Consider the following 17,416-nt stretch of genomic DNA (forward strand, 5'->3'; position numbering starts at 1 on the left):
GAGGCCCGTCCCGCCGTCCGCGGCCGCCCGTCAGCCGTCCTGGGCGCCCGGAGAGGGCGGCGCGGCGCCGGAGACCCCCGTCAGCGAGGCGGCCACGTCGGGGTCGAGGGCGAAGGCCGAGTCCAGGTGGGTCAGCGCGAGCAGGCGGCGCAGGAATCCGTCCGCGCCGGCGAGACGCACCCATCCGCCCGACCGCCCGGCCTTGCGGCTGACGTCGAGCAGGAGCCAGAGGCCGCCCGAGTCGCAGAACCCCAGCCCGGACACGTCGAGGACGAGACGGTCGCATCCTCGCGCCAGCAGGTCCTCCAGCGCTTTGCCCGCCTTCCCCCGCGTGGTCGCGTCGAGTTCGCCGTCCATCGCGACCACCGTGCAGGCGGGATCGCGATGAGAGGCGATCGCCAGCTTCAAAGGCATCGGGCCGCTCCCTTTGCCGAACGTCGAAGACGGCAGCGTCATCACATGGACAGTGTCCCCATCGTTGCACCGTGCCATCGCGTACGGACCTATTAGACGGGCTATGTACCTCGATCGAGATGTGAAACCACCCGGTGCGTCGGAAACATTCTGTTCATATGTAATGCTGACGTTATGGAGTCGGCACCCTCGGACATCCTCTATCCGCAGTCCACCGAGTCGAGCGAGCTTCTCGACAGCACTCCCGGGCTGTGGGTGGACGCCAGCGACGACGACGATCCGGTCCTGCTGTACGCCGATGGGCGTACGGTCGACACCTGGAGGGAGCACTATCCCTACACCGAGCGGATGTCGCGCTCGGAGTACGAGCAGACCAAGCGGCTGCTGCAGATCGAGCTGCTCAAGCTGCAATATTGGATCAAGGACGCCGGGGGCCGCCTGGTGATCCTCTTCGAGGGCCGCGACGCCGCGGGCAAGGGCGGCACGATCAAGCGGTTCATGGAGCACCTCAACCCGCGCGGCGCGACCGTCGTGGCCCTGGAGAAGCCCAGCGAGCGCGAGCGCACGCAGTGGTACTTCCAGCGGTACGTCGCCCACCTGCCCGCCGCGGGGGAGATCGTCCTGTTCGACCGGTCGTGGTACAACCGCGCCGGTGTGGAGCGGGTCATGGGCTTCTGCAGCCCCGAGGAGTACCAGGAGTTCATGCTGCAGGCGCCGCTGCTGGAGCGGATGCTCGTGCGCGAGGGCATCCATCTCGTCAAGCTGTGGTTCTCGGTGTCCCGCCGCGAGCAGCGCACCCGGTTCGTCATCCGCCAGGTCGACCCGGTGCGGCAGTGGAAGCTGTCGCCGATGGACCTGCAGTCGCTCGACAAGTGGAGCGACTACACCAGGGCCAAGGAGGACATGTTCCTCAACACCGACACCGAGGACGCGCCCTGGACCGTCATCAAGAGCAACGACAAGAAGCGCGGGCGCGTCGAGGCCATGCGCCACGTCCTCAATTTGTTCGAGTACAGCAACAAGGACCACCAGGTCGTCAGCGCCCCGGACCCGCTCATCGTGCGCTCCGCCGCCGACATCGTCGATGAGGACAAGTCCGACAGGGAAGGCCCGCTGGACCTGCCCGCCGCCGAGGGCACGGGAACGAGATGACCGGGCCCGGGCGCGCCGCGGGCGCAGACCGGTGAGTGGGAGCGCTCCCGATGGAGACTGCTTTCCTACCTTTCGGCGACATCGCCCGGGCCGGTCCGGGCGTCCTTAACAGGGTGCGGGCAGATGACTACCGGGGGGTCGCATGACTTCATCAGGATTCGGCAGGGCGCAATCAGACAGTGACCGTGTCCTGCACCTCGCCGGGGATCCTGACGCCGTCGCCCGCGCCCGGCGGCTGGTGTCCTCGGCGCTCGGCAAGAACCACCCGCTCCACGACGACTGCGTACTTCTGACCAGCGAGATCGCCACCAACGCGGTCGTGCACTCCGACTCGGGGCACGGCGGGACGTTCACGCTCAGCGTCTCCTACTCCGCGGAATGGGTGCGCATCGCCGTCCAGGACGCCGGCTCGCTGGACCCGCCGTTCGGGTGGCGGCCCTCCTCGCCGCTGGACACCGGCGGCCGAGGCCTGCTCCTGCTGGAGGCGCTCGCCCACCGCTGGGGGTTCATCAGGGAGGCGGGGACCAACAACGTCTGGTTCGAGATGCACGTCGACATGCTGAACCCCTCGGCCGGCTCCAACGGCTCCCTGCGGATCGCCCGCTGACGCCACCCGCCCGCCCCACCCGCCCGGTCGAGGCAGGACGGGGCGGGCCGGGCAGGGCGGGGTCAGAGCAAGGGCGGGGAAGACACGCGGGGCAGGAGCCGCTCGGCCCCGCCTTTCAGGGCAGGTCGAGGCGGCACAGGCCCTCGGCCAGCACCTTGGTCGTCAGGCGGGTGCGGCTGTCGCAGCCGAGCTTGGCGAAGATGTGCTCCAGGTGTGTGGTCACCGTGCGCACGCTGAGCACCAGCGCCGCGGCGATCTGCGGGTTGGAGTCGCCCAGCGCGACCCTGGTGAGCACCTCGACCTCCCGCGCCGTCAGGTCGTAGGGCAGGACGCACGGCCGCTCGGCGATCACGGCGCCCTGGATGGCGCCGTGGAAGCCGACGCCCGCGCGGTGGACGCGCACCTCGCGCCACTGGCCGCCGCAGTCCTGCCACAGCCCCCGCCGCGACAGCTCGCGCGAGTCGATGAAGTCCCTGGCCAGCTCGGCCATCGCCGGCTCGCGCCCGATGGCCTCCGACGCGGGCCACCCGGCGACCGCGCGCCGCCGCCCGCCGCGCTCGAACGCGACCGCGTGGTACCCCGGCGGCAGCCCCATCGGGTCGATCACGCATCTGGTGAGGTCGGTGACGTGGGCCAGCGCGCCGGAGACGGCGCTGATCACCGTGGCGGTCTCGGGCGGCAGCGTGTCGCGGCTGCTGACGTGCAGCAGGCCGGTGTAGCGGCCCTCGTCCACGAACAGCGGCGAGGTCAGCCCCGACCGCCACCCGTACGGCTCGAGATGCCTGCGGTAGTAGAGCTCCGTGCCCGGCGACCCCATCGTCAGCGGGACGCGCGCGGTCATGGCGCGGCGGTAGGGGTCGAGCCGGGCGTACTCCTCGGCGGCGTCCGCGTCCACCCGGGCGTACCCCGAGGAGACCAGGCTGCGATGGCGGCCGGTCGCCGGGTCGAACGCGACGAACTCGTAGGCCTCCACCGGGATGATCTTCCGGAGGGCCGTCATGGCGCCGTGAGCCCCCGACCCGCCCGCCACCTGGAACCCCACTTCGGTGAACGCGTGGAGGTGGCGTGCGCTCAGGGTGATCGAATCCATCAGTCCTCCGCGCTCAGCTTGCCCGACCCAGATCTTTTCATGGAATACGTAAACCATCCGATGCAGTCCACTGCCCTGCTATTTAGCCTCTCCGGCATCACGCCGGAGCGACGGAGAGGCAGAGGAACAGTGACGGTCCACAAGAAGGCGCGAGGTGCCGCCGTCCTCCTCGCGGCGGCGCTCGGCCTGAGCGCGTGCGGCGGCTCCAGTGGGAACACGGGCGGTGACCAGGGCGGACAGGGGCCGAAGCAGTTCTCCGTCGCGCTCAACGAGCCTGACCATCTCACGCCCGGCAACACCTCCAGCAGCTATTCCATCACCGTTCTCCAGGCGTTGTTCGACACGCTCGTCGTGATCGACCCCCAGGGACGGCCGCAGATGCGCGCCGCCGAGTCGGTGACGAGCCAGGACCAGAAGACCTGGACCATCAAGATCAAAACCGGCCAGAAGTTCCACAACGGCGAGGCGGTCACCGCCGAGAGCTTCGCCGACGCCTGGAACGCCGCCGCCTACGGTCCCAACGCGTGGACCAACAACTACTATTTCGCCAACATCGAAGGCTACGACAAGCTCAACCCCGAGGCCGAGGGCGCGAAGCCCGGGACCGACAAGCTGAGCGGCCTGAAGGTCGTCGACCCCGCCACGCTGGAGGTCCACCTCACCGCGCCGTTCAGCCAGTTCCCGATCACGCTGGCCTACACCGGCTTCGCGCCGATGCCCAAGGCCGCCTTCGCCGACCTGAAGGCCTACGACCAGAAGCCGATCGGCAACGGCCCCTTCGCCCTGGACGGCGACTGGGCGCACAACCAGCAGATCAAGCTGAAGAAGTTCGACGGCTACGCCGGCCCGCGCGCGGCCAAGTCCGGCGCCGTCCTGTTCAAGATCTACGCCAGCCGCGACACCGCGTACACCGACCTGCGGGCCAACAAGGTCGACCTGCTGCAGACCATCCCGCCGGCGAGCGCGCCGGAGGCCAAGAAGCTGCTCGGCGACCGCTTCGTGCCCACGCCCAGCGGCACCATGGACTACCTCGGCTTCCCGACCTTCGACAAGCGGTTCCAGAACGCCGACCTGCGCAAGGCGATCTCGATGGCGATCGACCGGCAGGGCATCGTGGACGCCGTCTACAACGGCGCGTTCAAGCCGATGGGCTCGCTGCTGGCGCCGCTGGTGCCGGGCTACCGCGAGGGCGCCTGCGGCGAGGCGTGCACCTACGACGCGGCCAAGGCCAAGGCGCTGTTCGACAAGGCGGGCGGGTTGTCCGGAACGCTGAACCTCTACTTCTCCAACGCCGACCCCAGCTACGAGCAGTGGATGACGGCCGTCGCCAACCAGCTCAAGCAGAACCTCGGCATCGCCGACATCCAGTTCAAGAAGATCCCGGCCGCCGACTACCTCTCCACGCTTCGCGAGAAGAAGGAGGACGGCCCCTACCGCAACAACTGGGTCATGGACTACCCGAGCCCGCAGAACTACCTTGAGTCGATGTGGGGCGCGGGCAACCGCATGGGCTGGGAGAACAAGCAGTTCAACGACCTGATCGCCAAGGCCAACGCGGCGCCGAGCATGGAGGCGAGCATCCCGCTCTACCAGCAGGCGGAGGACGTCGCGCTGGCCGAGATGCCGATGATCCCGCTGTGGAACTGGCAGGACCAGGCCGGCTACAGCAACAAGGTCGGCGACGTGCGCATCGACGCCTACAGCCCCAACCTCGACACCATCACGGTCAAGTAAGGATGCACGCGATGGGGACTCCGCCCCCGGTCATGCCTCCCGGCCGGCCGGGGTCCCCGCGCGTCCGGCCGGCCGCCGCCACGGGAGGCGGCAGGTGAGGTACGCCGTCCAGCGCCTGCTGCAGGCCATCCCGGTCTTCGTGGCGACCACGTTCCTGATCTACGCGATGGTGTGGGCCCTGCCGGGCGACCCCATCCTGGCGCTCGCGGGGGACAAGCCGCTGCCCGCCAGCGTCCTTGCGACGCTCCGCGAGCACTACCACCTCAACGACCCGCTGATCGTGCAGTACGGGCTGTACATGGCGGGGGTGTTCCTGCGCGGCGACCTGGGGGAGACCTTCACCGGGCAGCAGGTCAGCGAGCTGCTCACCGACCGCTGGGCGGTGACCGCGCAGCTCGCCGTCACCGCCTGGATCTTCGAGCTGGTCGTCGGCATCGGCCTCGGCGTGCTGGCGGCGCTGCGGCGCGGCAAGCTGGCCGACACGGCGGTGCTGGCCGGCACGACGTTCGTGATCGCGGTCCCCGTCTTCGTCGTCGGGTACACCGCCCAGATCGTGCTCGGCCTCGACCTCGGCCTGTTCCCGACCGCCGGCACCGACGAGGGCTGGCCGGTCAGCTACCTGCTGCCCGGCATGGTGCTCGGCTCGTTCGGCCTGGCGTACGTCGCCCGGCTGACCCGGGCCAGCGTGGTGGAGAACCTGCGCGCCGACTACGTGCGCACCGCCACGGCCAAGGGGATGCGGCGATCGAGGGTCATCGGCAGGCACACCCTGCGCAACTCGCTGATCCCCGTGGTCACCTACCTCGGCGTCGACTTCGGCAACCTCATGGCCGGCGCGGTGGTCACCGAGGGCATCTTCAACCTGCCGGGCATCGGCCAGCAGGTCTTCCAGTCCATCCAGCTCCAGGAGGGACCGGTCGTCGTCGGCGTCACCACCCTGCTGGTAATGATCTTCATCGTGGCAAACCTGCTCGTCGACCTCCTGTACGGCGTGCTCGACCCGAGGATTCGCCGTGGTTGACCTCAAGGCGTCCGTGGAGGCCGCCGCCCCGGGACCGGAGACCTCCGAAGGACGGGTCCGCGGCTCCCTCTGGTACGACGCCTGGCTGGAACTGCGCGGCCGGGTCGTCTTCTGGCTCTCGATGGCCATCCTGCTCCTGGCCTGCGCGATGGCCGCCTTCCCCTCGCTGTTCGCCCGGTTCGGGCCGAACGACGCCTGCAACCTGCGGATGTCCAAGAAGGGCCCCGGCGGCGGGGCGCTGTTCGGCTACGACCTGCAGGGCTGCGACTACTGGTCCCAGATCGTGCACGGCACCCGCGCCTCGGTGCTCATCGGCATCGCGGTGACCGTCTTCGCCCTGCTGATCGCCGTCCTGCTCGGCCTGGTCGGCGGCTACTACGGCGGCGCGCTGGACGCGATCATCGCCCGGGTGACCGACGTGTTCTTCGGCATCCCCTTCGTGCTCGGCGCCACCGTCGTCCTGGTCGCCTTCCCCGGGCACGGCATCTGGGCCATGACCGTCGTGCTGGTGCTGCTGGGCTGGACCACCATGACCCGCCTGATGCGCGGCCAGGTCATCGCCGTGCGCGACTCCGACTACGTGCAGGCCGCCCGTGCCCTCGGGGCCGGTGACGTGCGCATCATGGTCAAGCACATCCTGCCGAACTCCATCGCGCCGGTGTTCGTGGTCGCCATGCTCAACATCGGCAACGTCATCTCCGGCGAGGCGACCCTGGACTACCTCGGCGTCGGCCTGCAGTACCCGGACGTGTCCTGGGGCCTGCAGCTGAACGTCGCCCAGTCGTTCTTCGCCGAGTACCCCCACCTGCTCCTCTTCCCGGCCCTCTTCCTGACCGCCACCGTTCTCAGCTTCCTCATGCTCGGCGACGTCGTCCGCGACGCCCTCGACCCCAAGCTGCGCTGACGCACCCGGCCTCCGCGGCATCCCCGTCGCCGGCCGCCCCACTGCTGTGCGCCGCGGTGCGTCGCCCGCCGGCCGTTCCTGTGCCGCCCCCGATCTCGACGGCCCTCCCGCTCGTCGAGCGTCTCCGCCGCTCCTTCCCGGCCACCGCCCGCGGGCTCTCCCTACACGCCTGACGGCCGGGGCCGCGTCAGGACGGCTGTCGCAGATGTGACATGTCATATTTTCGACAGTTCACTCCCGTTGCTGATGTCACATGCGCTTCGTCACTATTGCAGTTATTTCTGGCGCTTTGCCTATTCTTGGAGTGGCTTCGTGCACCGCCCCCCTTCCCTACGGCTCGGGTTCACCTCCCTGGCCGCGGGACTCACCCTCGTCATGGCGGCCTCGCCGCTCACCGGCGGAACGGCCTCCGCCGCCGCCCCCGGCTCCCGGCTCGCCGCGGCCGCGGCCTCCCGGGCCGCGACCGGCCCGTCCGCCGGCACGCGGACCGTCACGCTCGTCACCGGTGACAAGGTCACCTACCGGTCCGGCGGCGACACCCCGGCGATCGTCTCGGTCCAGGGACCGCACGGCGGCCGCGCAGCGGCCCGCATCACCACCGTCGGCGACGAGGTGTACGTGGTGCCGGACACGGCCGCCCCGTACGTGACCGCCGGACTGCTCGACCGGTCGCTGTTCGACGTCAACAAGCTCGCCGCCTACGGCTACGACGACGCGAGCAGCGACCACATTCCGCTGATCGTCACCTACACCGACGCCGCCGCCCGCAAGCGGGCCGAGCCGGTGCCGGGCGGCGCGGCGAAGGTCCGCACGCTCAGCAGCATCCAGGGCGCGGCGCTGACCGCCGGCCACGACCGGGCCGCGGACTTCTGGAACTCGCTCACCGGCACGGCCGGCGCGGGCGCCTCCTCCCGCGGCGCCGCGCCCGGCACCGCGCTCGCCGGCGGCATCGCCAAGGTGTGGCTGGACGGCAAGGCCAAGGCGGACCTCGCCGACACCGTCGCCCAGGTGCACGCCCCCGAGGTGTGGGCCGCCGGGAACACCGGCACGGGCGTCAAGGTGGCCGTGCTGGACACCGGCGTCGACGCCGCGCACCCCGACCTGAAGGACCGGATCACCGGCACGGCGACCTTCGTCCCGGGCCAGGACGTGACCGACCGCCACGGCCACGGCACCCACGTCGCCTCCACGATCGCCGGCACCGGCGCCGCGTCCGAGGGCGTGGAGAAGGGCGTCGCCCCCGGCGCCGACCTGCTGATCGGCAAGGTGCTCGACAACACGGGCAGCGGCCAGGACTCCTGGATCATCGCGGGCATGGAGTGGGCCGCCCGCGACCAGAAGGCCAAGGTCGTCAGCATGAGCCTCGGCGGCGGTCCGTCCGACGGCACCGACCCGCTCAGCCAGGCCGTGAACCGGCTCAGCGAGGAGACCGGCGCGCTGTTCACCATCGCCGCCGGCAACGCCGGCCCCGAGGACGAGACCGTCAGCGCGCCGTCCACGGCCGACGCCGCGCTCTCGGTCGCCGCGGTGAGCGTCGGCGGCAAGGGCACCTCCCTCGCCGCCTTCTCCAGCAGGGGCCCGCGCGTCGGCGACTACGGCCTCAAGCCGGAGATCTCCGCGCCCGGCGTGGACGTGCTGGCGGCCCGCTCGCAGTACGCCCCCGAGGGGGAGGGCGCCTACCAGACGATGAGCGGCACCTCCATGGCCACCCCGCACGTCGCCGGGGTCGCCGCGCTGCTCTCCGCCGCGCACCCGGACTGGACCGGGCAGCGGCTGAAGGACGCGCTGATCAGCAGCAGCAAGGTCCTGTTCCAGTTCGGCCCCTACCAGGCCGGCGGCGGCCTGGTGGACGCGAGCGCCGCCGTCGGCGGCACGGTCTTCGCCACCGGCACCGCCTACATCGCCACCCACTGGCCCTACACCTCCGGCCAGAAGGCGACCCGGCAGGTGACCTACACCAACACCGGCGACGCCCCGGTCACCCTGAACCTCAACGTCACCGGCGGCGCCCCCGAGGGCCTGTTCGAGCCTTCGGCCGGCACGGTCACCGTCCCCGCGCACGGCACGGCCGACGTCGAGGTGACGCTGGACGTCGACCGGGCCGAGCTGGACGGTCATCTGGCGGCCCGGCTCGACGCGGTGGACGAGGAGGGTGTGCTGCGCGCCCACACCGTGCTCGGCTACTACAAGGAGGGCGAGCGGGCTCAGCTCACCGTCAACGCCAAGGACCGGTCCGGCAAGCCGCTCGCCGGCGAGATGGTCGTGACCCGTCAGCTGCCCAACGGGCACCAGAGCCTCGACGCGTACGCGATCGACGAGTCCGGCACCCGCACGCTGCGGCTGCCGACCGGCACGTACTCCATCTGGATGTGGGGCGAGGTGCAGGGCGCGAACGGCCCGCACTCGCTCGGCGTGGCGCTGCTCGCCAAGCCCAGCGTCGAATTGAAGGCCGACACCGCCGTCACCCTGGACGCCGGCGGCGCCCGGCGGATCTCCTCCGTCCTGCCGAAGGGCATGGATCAGCCGCGGACCACGGTCGACACCCGCGTGGACTTCGTCCGCGGCTTCGGCGCCGAGGAGGCCGTCGCAGACAGCCGCCTCCTCGGCGTCCAGCACGACAGCATGTGGGTGCTGCCGACCGGCGGCAAGGTGACCGGCGGCAGGCTGGGCCTCGCCGCGCGCTGGCGCGACGAGCAGCCCCGCCTGGCGGTCTCCTCGAAGGACGACGACTTCGACGACCTGCTGATCCAGTCCCGGTACACGCCGCTGCCGGAGGGCCGTTACTCCTTCGACGCCGTCTTCGCCGGGCAGGGAAGCGCCGCCGAGCTGGCCACGGCGAAGGTCAGGGGGAAGGTCGCGGTCGTGCGCTGGAGCGACGCCGCCGACCCGGTCGCGATGGCCGAGGCCGCCCGCGCCGCCGGCGCCAGGCTGCTGCTCCTGGTGGGCAACGGCCGGGGCAGGCTCGACGCCTGGGACGCGGTGCAGACCCCCGCCCCGATGCCGGTGGCCTCGGTCACCATGGACGAGGGCGAGCGCCTGATCGGGCGCATCCGCAAGCAGGGCAGCGCCCCGCTGCGGGTGACCTCGCACCCCACCGCCGACTACCTCTACGACCTGGTCCACAAGTGGACCGGCGAGGTGCCCGCCGACCCGGTCTACCGGCCCCGCGAGCGTGACCTCGCCCGCGTCGAGATGTCGTTCGCCAACCACAAGCAGGCCACGGCGCGCGACATGCGCACCGACGTGCTCCCCGACTGGCCTCGCGGATTCAGCGGCTACCTCACCGAGGGGCCGGCGCGCGGCACTCGCACCGACTGGGTGTCCGCCGACGGCGGCGTGCGCTGGATGGAGAGCGCGCTCGCCCTGGACGGCGGGGCGCAGGAGCAGTCCGACCTGGTCACCTACAAGGGAGGCGCGACCGGCGACTCCCGCTGGTTCGGCCCGATCGTGCGCCCGCGGATGAACGACGTCAACGGCTGGTTCCCCCTGCGCGGCGGCGACGCCCTGATCTTCTTCCTGCCCGCCTGGGGAAGCTCCGGCGGCGACCACCAGGGCGAGATGCTGTTCAACGAGCACGTCACCCAGACGGCCTCGCTGTACCAGGGGGACACCCTGGTGGACCGCGTCACCAACGAGCGCACCGACCGGTCGGTCGTCCTGGCCCCGATCGTCAGCCCCGACCGGCTGCGTTACCGCCTGGTCAACGAGGCCGCCCGGGACGCGTCGCTGTACCCGTACTCGACGCGCACCCTCACCGAGTGGAACTTCACCAGCGGATACGTCGAGACCGACCACACGCTGACGCTGCCGATCATCCAGGTGGACTACGACGTCGACGTGGACGCCGACGGCCGGGCCCACCGAAAGGCCGACCTGACGGTCACTCCCCGGCAGCTGCCGTACGCGGTGGACGCCGGGCCGATCAGTGCCGTCACCGTCGAGGTCTCCTACGACGACGGCGGCACCTGGCGGAGCGCCCGCCTGGCCCGCTCCGGCGACGGCTGGACGACCAGGCTGGACGCTCCCCGCACGGCCCACGCGGTCACCTTGCGCGCCTTCGCCAAGGACACCGAGGGCAACAGCGTCAGCCAGACCATCACCCGGGCCTTCGGCCTGAGGTGACCCCCGGTCCGAGGCCCGGTCCATCACCCGGGCCTCGGACCGCCCCCGCCGGCCGGACGCCTCCAGGTCACGCTTCCAGGCCGCGCCGCGCGGACGACGGATTCTCCGTGGCGCGGCGGCCGATCTAGGGGCGCGTGCCACGATGAGAGGAAGGAAACGGGAGGGGGCGCGGTGCGGGAGCCGGGCGAGGGGTCGCACGCGTGGATGCTCCGGTTCCACCTGGGGACGGAGACGGTGCGCGGCGCGGGCGCGCTGACGGTGCGCCGGGGCCCCGGCCCGCTGGGGCGGATGGCCTGCGCCCTGCTCGGCCTTCCGCGCACGGGCACGGCGGTCCCGTTCCAGGTGACCGTGACACGCCTGACGGCGGCACGGCCCGCACCCGCGAAGACGGACCGGCCGGCGCGCACCGGGCTCACCGGCACCGGCCGTACGGACCGGACGGTCCCGGCCGGGGAAGCGTCGATGCGGGAGGTCCCCGCCGGGGAAGTGGCAGGGCGGGAGGCTCCGGTCGTGGAGCGATGGGAGCGCGTCATCGGCGGGCGCAGGCTCGTCAGTCATCAGATCCGCGTCGGCGAGCGAGGGTGGGAGCGCCACGGTCCGCTGGAGGTCCGCACACGCACCATCGCCCGGACCGCGCCCGCCTCCGCGCCCGGCTCCGCTTCCGGCTCTCCGCCCGGCTCCGTGGCCGGTTCCGTGGAGGTCGCCGAAGCGGATGCCGTGGTCGTCGAGGTGGTGCAGCGGGGCGCCGTCCTGCGCGCCGGCCGGCATGAGATCCCCGTCCCGGCGCGTCTCGCGCCCCGCGTCCGCGCCCGCGCCTGGACCGGCCCGCCCGGTCCTGACGGCGGTCCGCCGAGGTTCCACCTGGAGGTCGGCGTCGCGCTGCCCGTGATCGGCCGGCTGTTGTCGTACCGGGGACATTGCGAGGAGGAAAGGGCCTAGGCTGTCCTGGCATGAGCGTCGATCTCCACGGGCGAACGCAGCGGCTCGAACTGTCCGACCAGAACCTCCGCTCCTTCGAGGCCGTCGTCCTCGCGTCGGCTCCCGAGGGCATCGTGCTGAGCAGGTCGGCCTTCTACCCCGGGGGCGGCGGCCAGCCGGCCGACCACGGCGTCCTGGTGTGGCAGGGCGTCGAGACCCGCATCGTGGGCGCGCGCAAGGGCGACGACCTCTACCTGATCCCCGCCGAGGGCGACCCGATCCCGCCCGCGGGCACCGAGGTGCGAGCCGCCGTCGCCGACGACAGGCGCTCGGCGCTGATGCGCACCCACTCAGGGCTGCACGTGCTGTGCGGCGTCGTCTTCCGCGACTACGGCTCGCTGGTGACCGGCGGCAACATGGAGCCGTTCAGCGCGCGCATGGACTTCAACCTCCCCGAGGTGCCGCCCGGGTTCAAGGAGGCCGTCGAGGACGCCTGCAACGCCGAGATCGCCGCCGGCCGGCGCATCGACGTCAGGGTGCTGCCCCGCGAGGAGGCCTTCGCCATCCCCGACATCATCCGCACGGCGACCAACCTCGTCCCCGAGGACGTCGAGGAGGTCCGCGTCGTCGACATCGTCGGGCTCGACACGCAGGCCGACGGCGGGACGCACGTGGCCACGACCAGCCAGATCGGCCGCATCAAGGTCACCAAGATCGAGAGCAAGGGCAAGGGCTTCCGCCGCCTCCGCATCGCCGTCTCCGACTGACCGCCCTCGGACCCGAGGCCCCTCCCGCTCGGACCCGAGCCCACCGGTGGGACCCGAGCCCTCCGGTGGGACCCGAGCCCTCCGGTCGGACCCGAGGCGTCTCCCGGCCGCCGCTCGCCGATCACCCGCCGGCCGGGACGAGGCCGCGCCGGGCCGGCCCGGCTCCCGGGGCGCCGGCCCCACCGTCCGGCCCCGGCATGGTGGCCGGGGACCGGCCGCGCGCGGGGGGATGTCCGTTCGAGGGCCGCCGGCGACAGGTGCGAGCATGAGGGAGCGGCCTCGCGGCGGAGCCGCGCGTGTGCGGGCGGTGCGCGGCCCGCCGACAGTCCGGGGGATGACAGGTGACCGTGGAACTCTTCCCGCCCACGCTGCCGATCATGTCGACGATGGCGCGGAGCGAGGACGGGCGCTCGTGGCTGGCGCGGCTTCCTTCGCTGGTCGACGAGCTGAGCCGGCGATGGGAGCTGCGGCTCGGCGCGCCCTTCCACGGCGGGACCTGCTCCTGGGCGGCCCCCGCCACGCTTCCGGACGGCGGCCCGGCGGTCCTCAAGATCAGCTGGCCGCACCGGGAGGCCGCGGGCGAGGCCGAGGCCCTGCTCTGGTGGGACGGGAACGGCGCCGTCCATGTGTACCGCCATGACCAGGACAGGTACGCGCTGCTGCTCGAGCACTGCCGGCCGGGAGAGCCGCTCCGCGCCGTGGACGGTCTCGCGGCCGAGGACCGCCTGCTGGCCGGGGCGGAGGTGCTGGACGAGCTGTGGTCGGTCCCGCCGCCCGCCGAGACCCGATTGGAGCGCCTCGGCGAGGTCACCGCCGAGTGGGCCGGCCTGGTGGAGGACCGGATGGACCGGCTGCGCCCCGGATTCGACCCCGGGCTCGTGGCGCACGGCGTCCGGCTGCTCCGCGAGCTCCCTGGCACGGCCGCCAGGCAGGTCGTCCTGCACGGCGACTTCAACCCCGGCAACGTGCTCGCCGCGGGCCGCCGCGCCTGGCTGGCCATCGACGCCAAGCCGATGATCGGCGACCCGGGTTACGACCCCTGGCCGCTGGTGGAGCAGATCGACGACCCCTTCCTGCACCGGGACCCGCTTCCCGTGCTCGCCGCCCGGTACGCGCTGGTGGCCGGCAGCCTCGGCGAGGACGTCCGGCGGCTGCAGGCGTGGGCGGTGGCCCGCCGCGTCGAGATGGCCCTGTGGATGGTCGAACATGACATGCCCGGCGCGGCGCCCGCCATGGAACGGGTCCGCCTCCTGGCCGCCCTGGCGGGCCTCTGAATGCCGCTCCCGAGCGCCGGCTTCGAGGCGTTCCGAAGCGCCGTTCCCGAGTGCTGGTCGCCAGTGCTGATCGCCAAGGCTGGTCGCCAGTGCCGGTCGCGAGTGCCGCTCTCGAATGCCGGTCGCAAGGGCCGGTCCTGAGTACCGGTCGCGAGGGCCCGTCGCAAGGGGGCCGGGGCGGGCCGGTGGCCGGCGTGGCTAGGGCCCGGAGGTGAGGCGCGAAGAGGCCCCGTCACTCCGGGCCGGACGCCGATGGCGGCGGACCAGGGCGAGCAGGGTGGCGCCGCTCAGATAGGTGAGGAGCACGCCCCACGGCAGCCCGGTGGGCCCGTGATCCGACGGGCCGGCCAGGGCGACCCCGAGAAGACCCGACACCACGGCGGCGGCCCCTGCCACGGTGAGCGTGGTGGCCCACGCCCCGCCGGCCGGCTCCGCCCTCGCGGGACGGCTCGCGCGGCGCTCGAAGCGCCCGAAGGCGGCCACCAGGACGGCGAGGATCACCGCCAGGCAGGCCAGCCAGGGCAGTCGCAGGAGCAGCCAGAGCGGCGAGCCCGGCGCGGCGGCGGGCATCAGCCCGGTGCCGTACAGGAGCACGACGGCGGCCACGACGGCGGTCATGTGCCAGAGGAACAGCGTCATGATCACCGAGTTGACGGCGACGACGGCCGTCCACGGGCCGGGGCGGCGCAGCCACCGGTTGCCCAGGTCGCGCAGCGCCAGCGCGATGCCCGTCTGCGTGACGGCGAGGGCGAGCAGGGCCAGCGTCGGCGGCGCGGTGTTCTGCACGCGCTCCCCGGTGACCCCCACCATGCTGACCGGGTAGGGGCCGGCCACGGTGAGCAGCACCAGCGCGGCCAGCCCGGCGGCGGCCAGCGGCAGCGCGACGCGCCGACGGGACGGCAGCCGCCCGTCCTGCACGGCGAACCCGAGCTGGTGCACCGCGAGCCAGGCCATCAGGTAGTTCGCCGGCCCGACATAGGGGACGCCGAAGCCGAGCCGGGCCACGTCGTCCGCCCCGACCAGGACGGTCAGGGCGACGGGCACCGCCAGGCCCGCCCGCCGGTGCAAGGCGTGCGTGAGCGGGGTCAGGAAGACCACGGCGATGTAGGCCACCAGGAACCACAGCGGGATCGAGGCGAGCCACACCGCCGTGCCGACCGTCGCCGGCGCGGCGCCGAGGGACCGGGCCGCGAAGGCCGTCGCCGCCAGCCCGCACAGCAGGACCGTCGTCGGCTGGACGAGCCGGGCCGCCCGGCCCAGCGCCCAGCCGGTGCCGTCGCCGCCCCGCGCGAGGTGGGAGGTCAGCGACGCCGCGTTCGCGAACCCGCCGACCAGGAAGAACAACGGCATGACCTGGAAGATCCACGTCAGCGGGTGCGTCCACGGCACCAGCTCCAGGACGCTGCGGCCCGTCAGCCCCGACCCGTTCCGGGTCACGTACACGACCAGCCAGTGCCCGAAGACCACGGCCGCGATGGCGACGGCGCGGATCAGGTCGACATGCCGGTCACGCCCCGCCGGCGTCAGCTCGGCCGCCCGCCGCATCTCCTGGACCACCCGCCGGACCATCGTCACCGGTCTCTCCCTCCGCCGAGCCGATGCCAGGGTCCCTTCCCGCGCCGCTCGCCGCCGGACCCTCGGCTCCGCGGCTTTCCGGCCGCGGAGCCCCCGCCGGCGCCGGGCCGTGCCTCAGAGGTAGGTCAGCTCCAGGGAGTCGCGGTTGGAGCCCCAGGTCAGGTCCAGGGTCCAGCAGCCCGCCGACGGGACGTCGACGATGGACGGGTAGATCTCGCCCGGCCCCGAGTCGGCGGGCTGGCTCGACCGGACGACGGGTTCGGCGGTGCCCTTCGGATGGGCGGCGATCTCCAGCGGGGCGCCGTCGCGAGGCTGCCGGACGTACCAGAGGATCTTGTTCGCCGGGTCGGTGGGATGCCCGGCCCGCAGCCGGCCGGCGAAGAGGTAGCCGAGCACGTCGCCGCGCACGCCGGTCCTGACGGGGAGCCCGGTCGGGGCGTTGACGCTCGCCCACGCGGGGATCGGCGCGTGCGTCCCGGCCGGGCCCGTGCTCTGGTCCTGGCAGACCGGCCGCTCGCGCGCGGCCTGAGCGCCGCCGCGGCCGCCGCCGCAACCCGCCGCCGCCAGGGCCGCGACCAGCATCATGATGAACATCGAACGTGGTGACATGCCTTGAGTACTCGCCCGCCGCCGCCGAGGTTCCGCGCCGCCGAGGTTCCGCGCCGGCGGCGAGACCGGCCGGACGCCGTGGACCGGGAGCCGGCGACTAGGAGCCGGAGCGGGACGGTCGTGAGCCGCCCCCGGCGGCGAGTTCGCGGAGGGCGCGCACAGCGGCCTCCGAGGGGCTGCCCGGCTCGGGCTGGCCGACGACGATCTGCTGGGCGGGGCTCTCGTCGATGGTGAGGGTCCGCCAGCGGAGCACCAGCTCGCCCACGCGGCGATGGCGGATCCGCAGGGAGACGCGGTCCCGTGCCCGCACGTCATGGCGCGGCCAGATGCGGCGGAAGTCCGCGCTCGCCTCCAGGAGCTCCTCGACGAGTTCCCGCACCCGCGGGTCGTCCAGGCCGGTGCCCACCGCGGCCCGCAGGTGGGCCACGTGGGACCACGCCTCCTGCTCCCACTGCACGTAGAAGTCGTGGGCGTCGGGGTCGAGGAAGATCAGCCGAATGAGGTTGCCCGCGTGGCTCAGCCCGTCGAAGAACGCCGCGGCCGGCGGGTTGACGGCCAGTACGTCCATCCGCCGGTTCCACACGAACGCCGGCGCCGGCAGGCCGTCCATGAGCCGCTGCACCTCGGGGTCCACCTGGTCGCCCGACTCCGGGCCCGTGCGCTCGGACGCCATGTGGCGGGCCAGGTCGTACAGGTACCCGGTGGCGTGCCCGTCCAGCTGGAGCACCTGTGCCAGCGCGCCGACCACATGGTCGGAGGGATGCCATACCTTGCCCTGTTCCAGCCGGGTGTAGTAGTCGGGGCTGATGCCGGCGAGCGCGGCCACCTCCTCGCGGCGAAGGCCCGACGTCCGGCGACGGCCGGTGGACGGCATGCCCACCTGGTCGAGGGTCACGACGTGGCGCCGGGCGCGCAGGAAGTCACCTAGGGGGTTGGTCATGCCGGTCAGGCTAGGAAATCGCGCTTCAACGGCATGCAAACCACGGAGAAGGGGAGCTTCACATCGAAAGTGATTCTCCACAAGGCGCCGCGGCCGAGCCTGCCGGTCGTACGGCCGTTCGAACGTGCGGTCGGTTCCCGAGCCCGGCCCGGTCAACCGCAGGGAGGTCGTCGGCCGTCATTCGCCGGCGCGCGGTGGGGGAGCCGGGGCGAAAGAACGCCCCGTGACCCGTGTGGCCGGTGGTGCGGGCACGAGGACAGGCCGGCATGGTGGAGCCTTTGACGGTTCG

Annotated in this window: 14 protein-coding genes; 9 read left to right on the top strand and 5 right to left on the bottom strand. The window is 72.5% G+C overall.

Translation table 11 applies throughout. The features are described 5' to 3' along the window. Positions 1-30 precede the first annotated feature (30 nt). On the bottom strand, positions 31-414 hold the full coding sequence (locus ACFO60_RS06945; protein ID WP_380838356.1) for an STAS domain-containing protein: 384 nt from the start codon (positions 412-414) through the stop codon (positions 31-33). A 174-nt stretch (positions 415-588) separates the two neighbouring features. Here ACFO60_RS06945 and ppk2 point away from each other — a divergent pair, with 174 nt between their 5' ends. Both ppk2 and ACFO60_RS06955 read left to right on the top strand, forming a co-directional pair. Then, positions 589-1,566: a polyphosphate kinase 2 gene (ppk2, locus tag ACFO60_RS06950; RefSeq protein WP_380838357.1), complete on the top strand. Its 978-nt coding sequence runs from the start codon at positions 589-591 to the stop codon at positions 1,564-1,566. Between the two features lie 142 nt (positions 1,567-1,708). Further along, entirely contained in the window at positions 1,709-2,173 is a 465-nt protein-coding gene (locus tag ACFO60_RS06955) for an ATP-binding protein (protein ID WP_380838359.1), read from the top strand. A gap of 115 nt (positions 2,174-2,288) precedes the next feature. On the opposite strand, the gene ACFO60_RS06960 is transcribed toward ACFO60_RS06955, so the two are convergent. Next, positions 2,289-3,263, bottom strand: a complete 975-nt coding sequence (locus tag ACFO60_RS06960; RefSeq protein WP_380838360.1) for a helix-turn-helix transcriptional regulator — start codon at positions 3,261-3,263, stop codon at positions 2,289-2,291. A gap of 129 nt (positions 3,264-3,392) precedes the next feature. Here ACFO60_RS06960 and ACFO60_RS06965 point away from each other — a divergent pair, with 129 nt between their 5' ends. The 7 genes from ACFO60_RS06965 to ACFO60_RS06995 all read left to right on the top strand — a co-directional run bounded on the left by ACFO60_RS06965 (position 3,393) and on the right by ACFO60_RS06995 (position 14,003). Beyond that, entirely contained in the window at positions 3,393-4,997 is a 1,605-nt protein-coding gene (locus ACFO60_RS06965) for a peptide ABC transporter substrate-binding protein (RefSeq protein WP_380838362.1), read from the top strand. Between the two features lie 94 nt (positions 4,998-5,091). Then, the gene (locus ACFO60_RS06970; protein WP_380838363.1) at positions 5,092-6,018 is read left to right on the top strand and encodes an ABC transporter permease; all 927 of its coding nucleotides are present in this window, start codon (positions 5,092-5,094) and stop codon (positions 6,016-6,018) included. Further along, the gene (locus ACFO60_RS06975) at positions 6,011-6,922 is read left to right on the top strand and encodes an ABC transporter permease (RefSeq protein WP_380838364.1); all 912 of its coding nucleotides are present in this window, start codon (positions 6,011-6,013) and stop codon (positions 6,920-6,922) included. Before ACFO60_RS06970 ends, ACFO60_RS06975 begins: the two co-directional genes overlap by 8 nt. A gap of 312 nt (positions 6,923-7,234) precedes the next feature. After that, positions 7,235-11,044, top strand: a complete 3,810-nt coding sequence (locus ACFO60_RS06980) for a S8 family serine peptidase (protein WP_380838366.1) — start codon at positions 7,235-7,237, stop codon at positions 11,042-11,044. A gap of 171 nt (positions 11,045-11,215) precedes the next feature. Then, positions 11,216-11,983, top strand: coding sequence for a DUF4166 domain-containing protein (locus ACFO60_RS06985; protein WP_380838368.1), 768 nt, complete (start codon positions 11,216-11,218; stop codon positions 11,981-11,983). 11 nt (positions 11,984-11,994) lie between these two features. After that, positions 11,995-12,729 carry an alanyl-tRNA editing protein gene (locus ACFO60_RS06990; RefSeq protein WP_380838369.1) on the top strand — a complete coding sequence of 245 codons (735 nt, stop codon included), beginning with the start codon at positions 11,995-11,997 and terminating at the stop codon, positions 12,727-12,729. Positions 12,730-13,070: 341 nt separating this feature from the next. Continuing rightward, positions 13,071-14,003, top strand: coding sequence for an aminoglycoside phosphotransferase family protein (locus tag ACFO60_RS06995; RefSeq protein ID WP_380838371.1), 933 nt, complete (start codon positions 13,071-13,073; stop codon positions 14,001-14,003). A gap of 198 nt (positions 14,004-14,201) precedes the next feature. Here the strand turns inward: ACFO60_RS06995 and ACFO60_RS07000 are convergent, their stop codons facing one another. From ACFO60_RS07000 to ACFO60_RS07010, 3 genes are all read right to left on the bottom strand, one after another. Next, positions 14,202-15,572 carry an acyltransferase family protein gene (locus ACFO60_RS07000; RefSeq protein ID WP_380838659.1) on the bottom strand — a complete coding sequence of 457 codons (1,371 nt, stop codon included), beginning with the start codon at positions 15,570-15,572 and terminating at the stop codon, positions 14,202-14,204. 120 nt (positions 15,573-15,692) lie between these two features. Beyond that, complete coding sequence (locus tag ACFO60_RS07005) at positions 15,693-16,187, bottom strand: hypothetical protein (protein WP_380838373.1); 495 nt, start codon at positions 16,185-16,187, stop codon at positions 15,693-15,695. A gap of 97 nt (positions 16,188-16,284) precedes the next feature. Continuing rightward, the gene (locus tag ACFO60_RS07010; protein ID WP_380838374.1) at positions 16,285-17,127 is read right to left on the bottom strand and encodes a helix-turn-helix transcriptional regulator; all 843 of its coding nucleotides are present in this window, start codon (positions 17,125-17,127) and stop codon (positions 16,285-16,287) included. Between the last annotated feature and the right edge of the window lie 289 nt (positions 17,128-17,416).

Origin of the sequence: Sphaerisporangium dianthi, assembly GCF_042654065.1 — a bacterium.
Taxonomy (GTDB): Bacteria; Actinomycetota; Actinomycetes; order Streptosporangiales; family Streptosporangiaceae; genus Sphaerisporangium; species Sphaerisporangium dianthi.

Coding starts and splice junctions, on each gene's coding strand:
- ppk2 (WP_380838357.1), top strand. CDS start 589: ATGGAGTCGGCACCCTCGGACATCCTCTATCCGCAGTCCACCGAGTCG.
- ACFO60_RS07000 (WP_380838659.1), bottom strand. CDS start 15,572: ATGGTCCGGCGGGTGGTCCAGGAGATGCGGCGGGCGGCCGAGCTGACG.
- ACFO60_RS06960 (WP_380838360.1), bottom strand. CDS start 3,263: ATGGATTCGATCACCCTGAGCGCACGCCACCTCCACGCGTTCACCGAA.
- ACFO60_RS07005 (WP_380838373.1), bottom strand. CDS start 16,187: ATGTCACCACGTTCGATGTTCATCATGATGCTGGTCGCGGCCCTGGCG.
- ACFO60_RS06990 (WP_380838369.1), top strand. CDS start 11,995: ATGAGCGTCGATCTCCACGGGCGAACGCAGCGGCTCGAACTGTCCGAC.
- ACFO60_RS07010 (WP_380838374.1), bottom strand. CDS start 17,127: ATGACCAACCCCCTAGGTGACTTCCTGCGCGCCCGGCGCCACGTCGTG.
- ACFO60_RS06955 (WP_380838359.1), top strand. CDS start 1,709: ATGACTTCATCAGGATTCGGCAGGGCGCAATCAGACAGTGACCGTGTC.
- ACFO60_RS06945 (WP_380838356.1), bottom strand. CDS start 414: ATGCCTTTGAAGCTGGCGATCGCCTCTCATCGCGATCCCGCCTGCACG.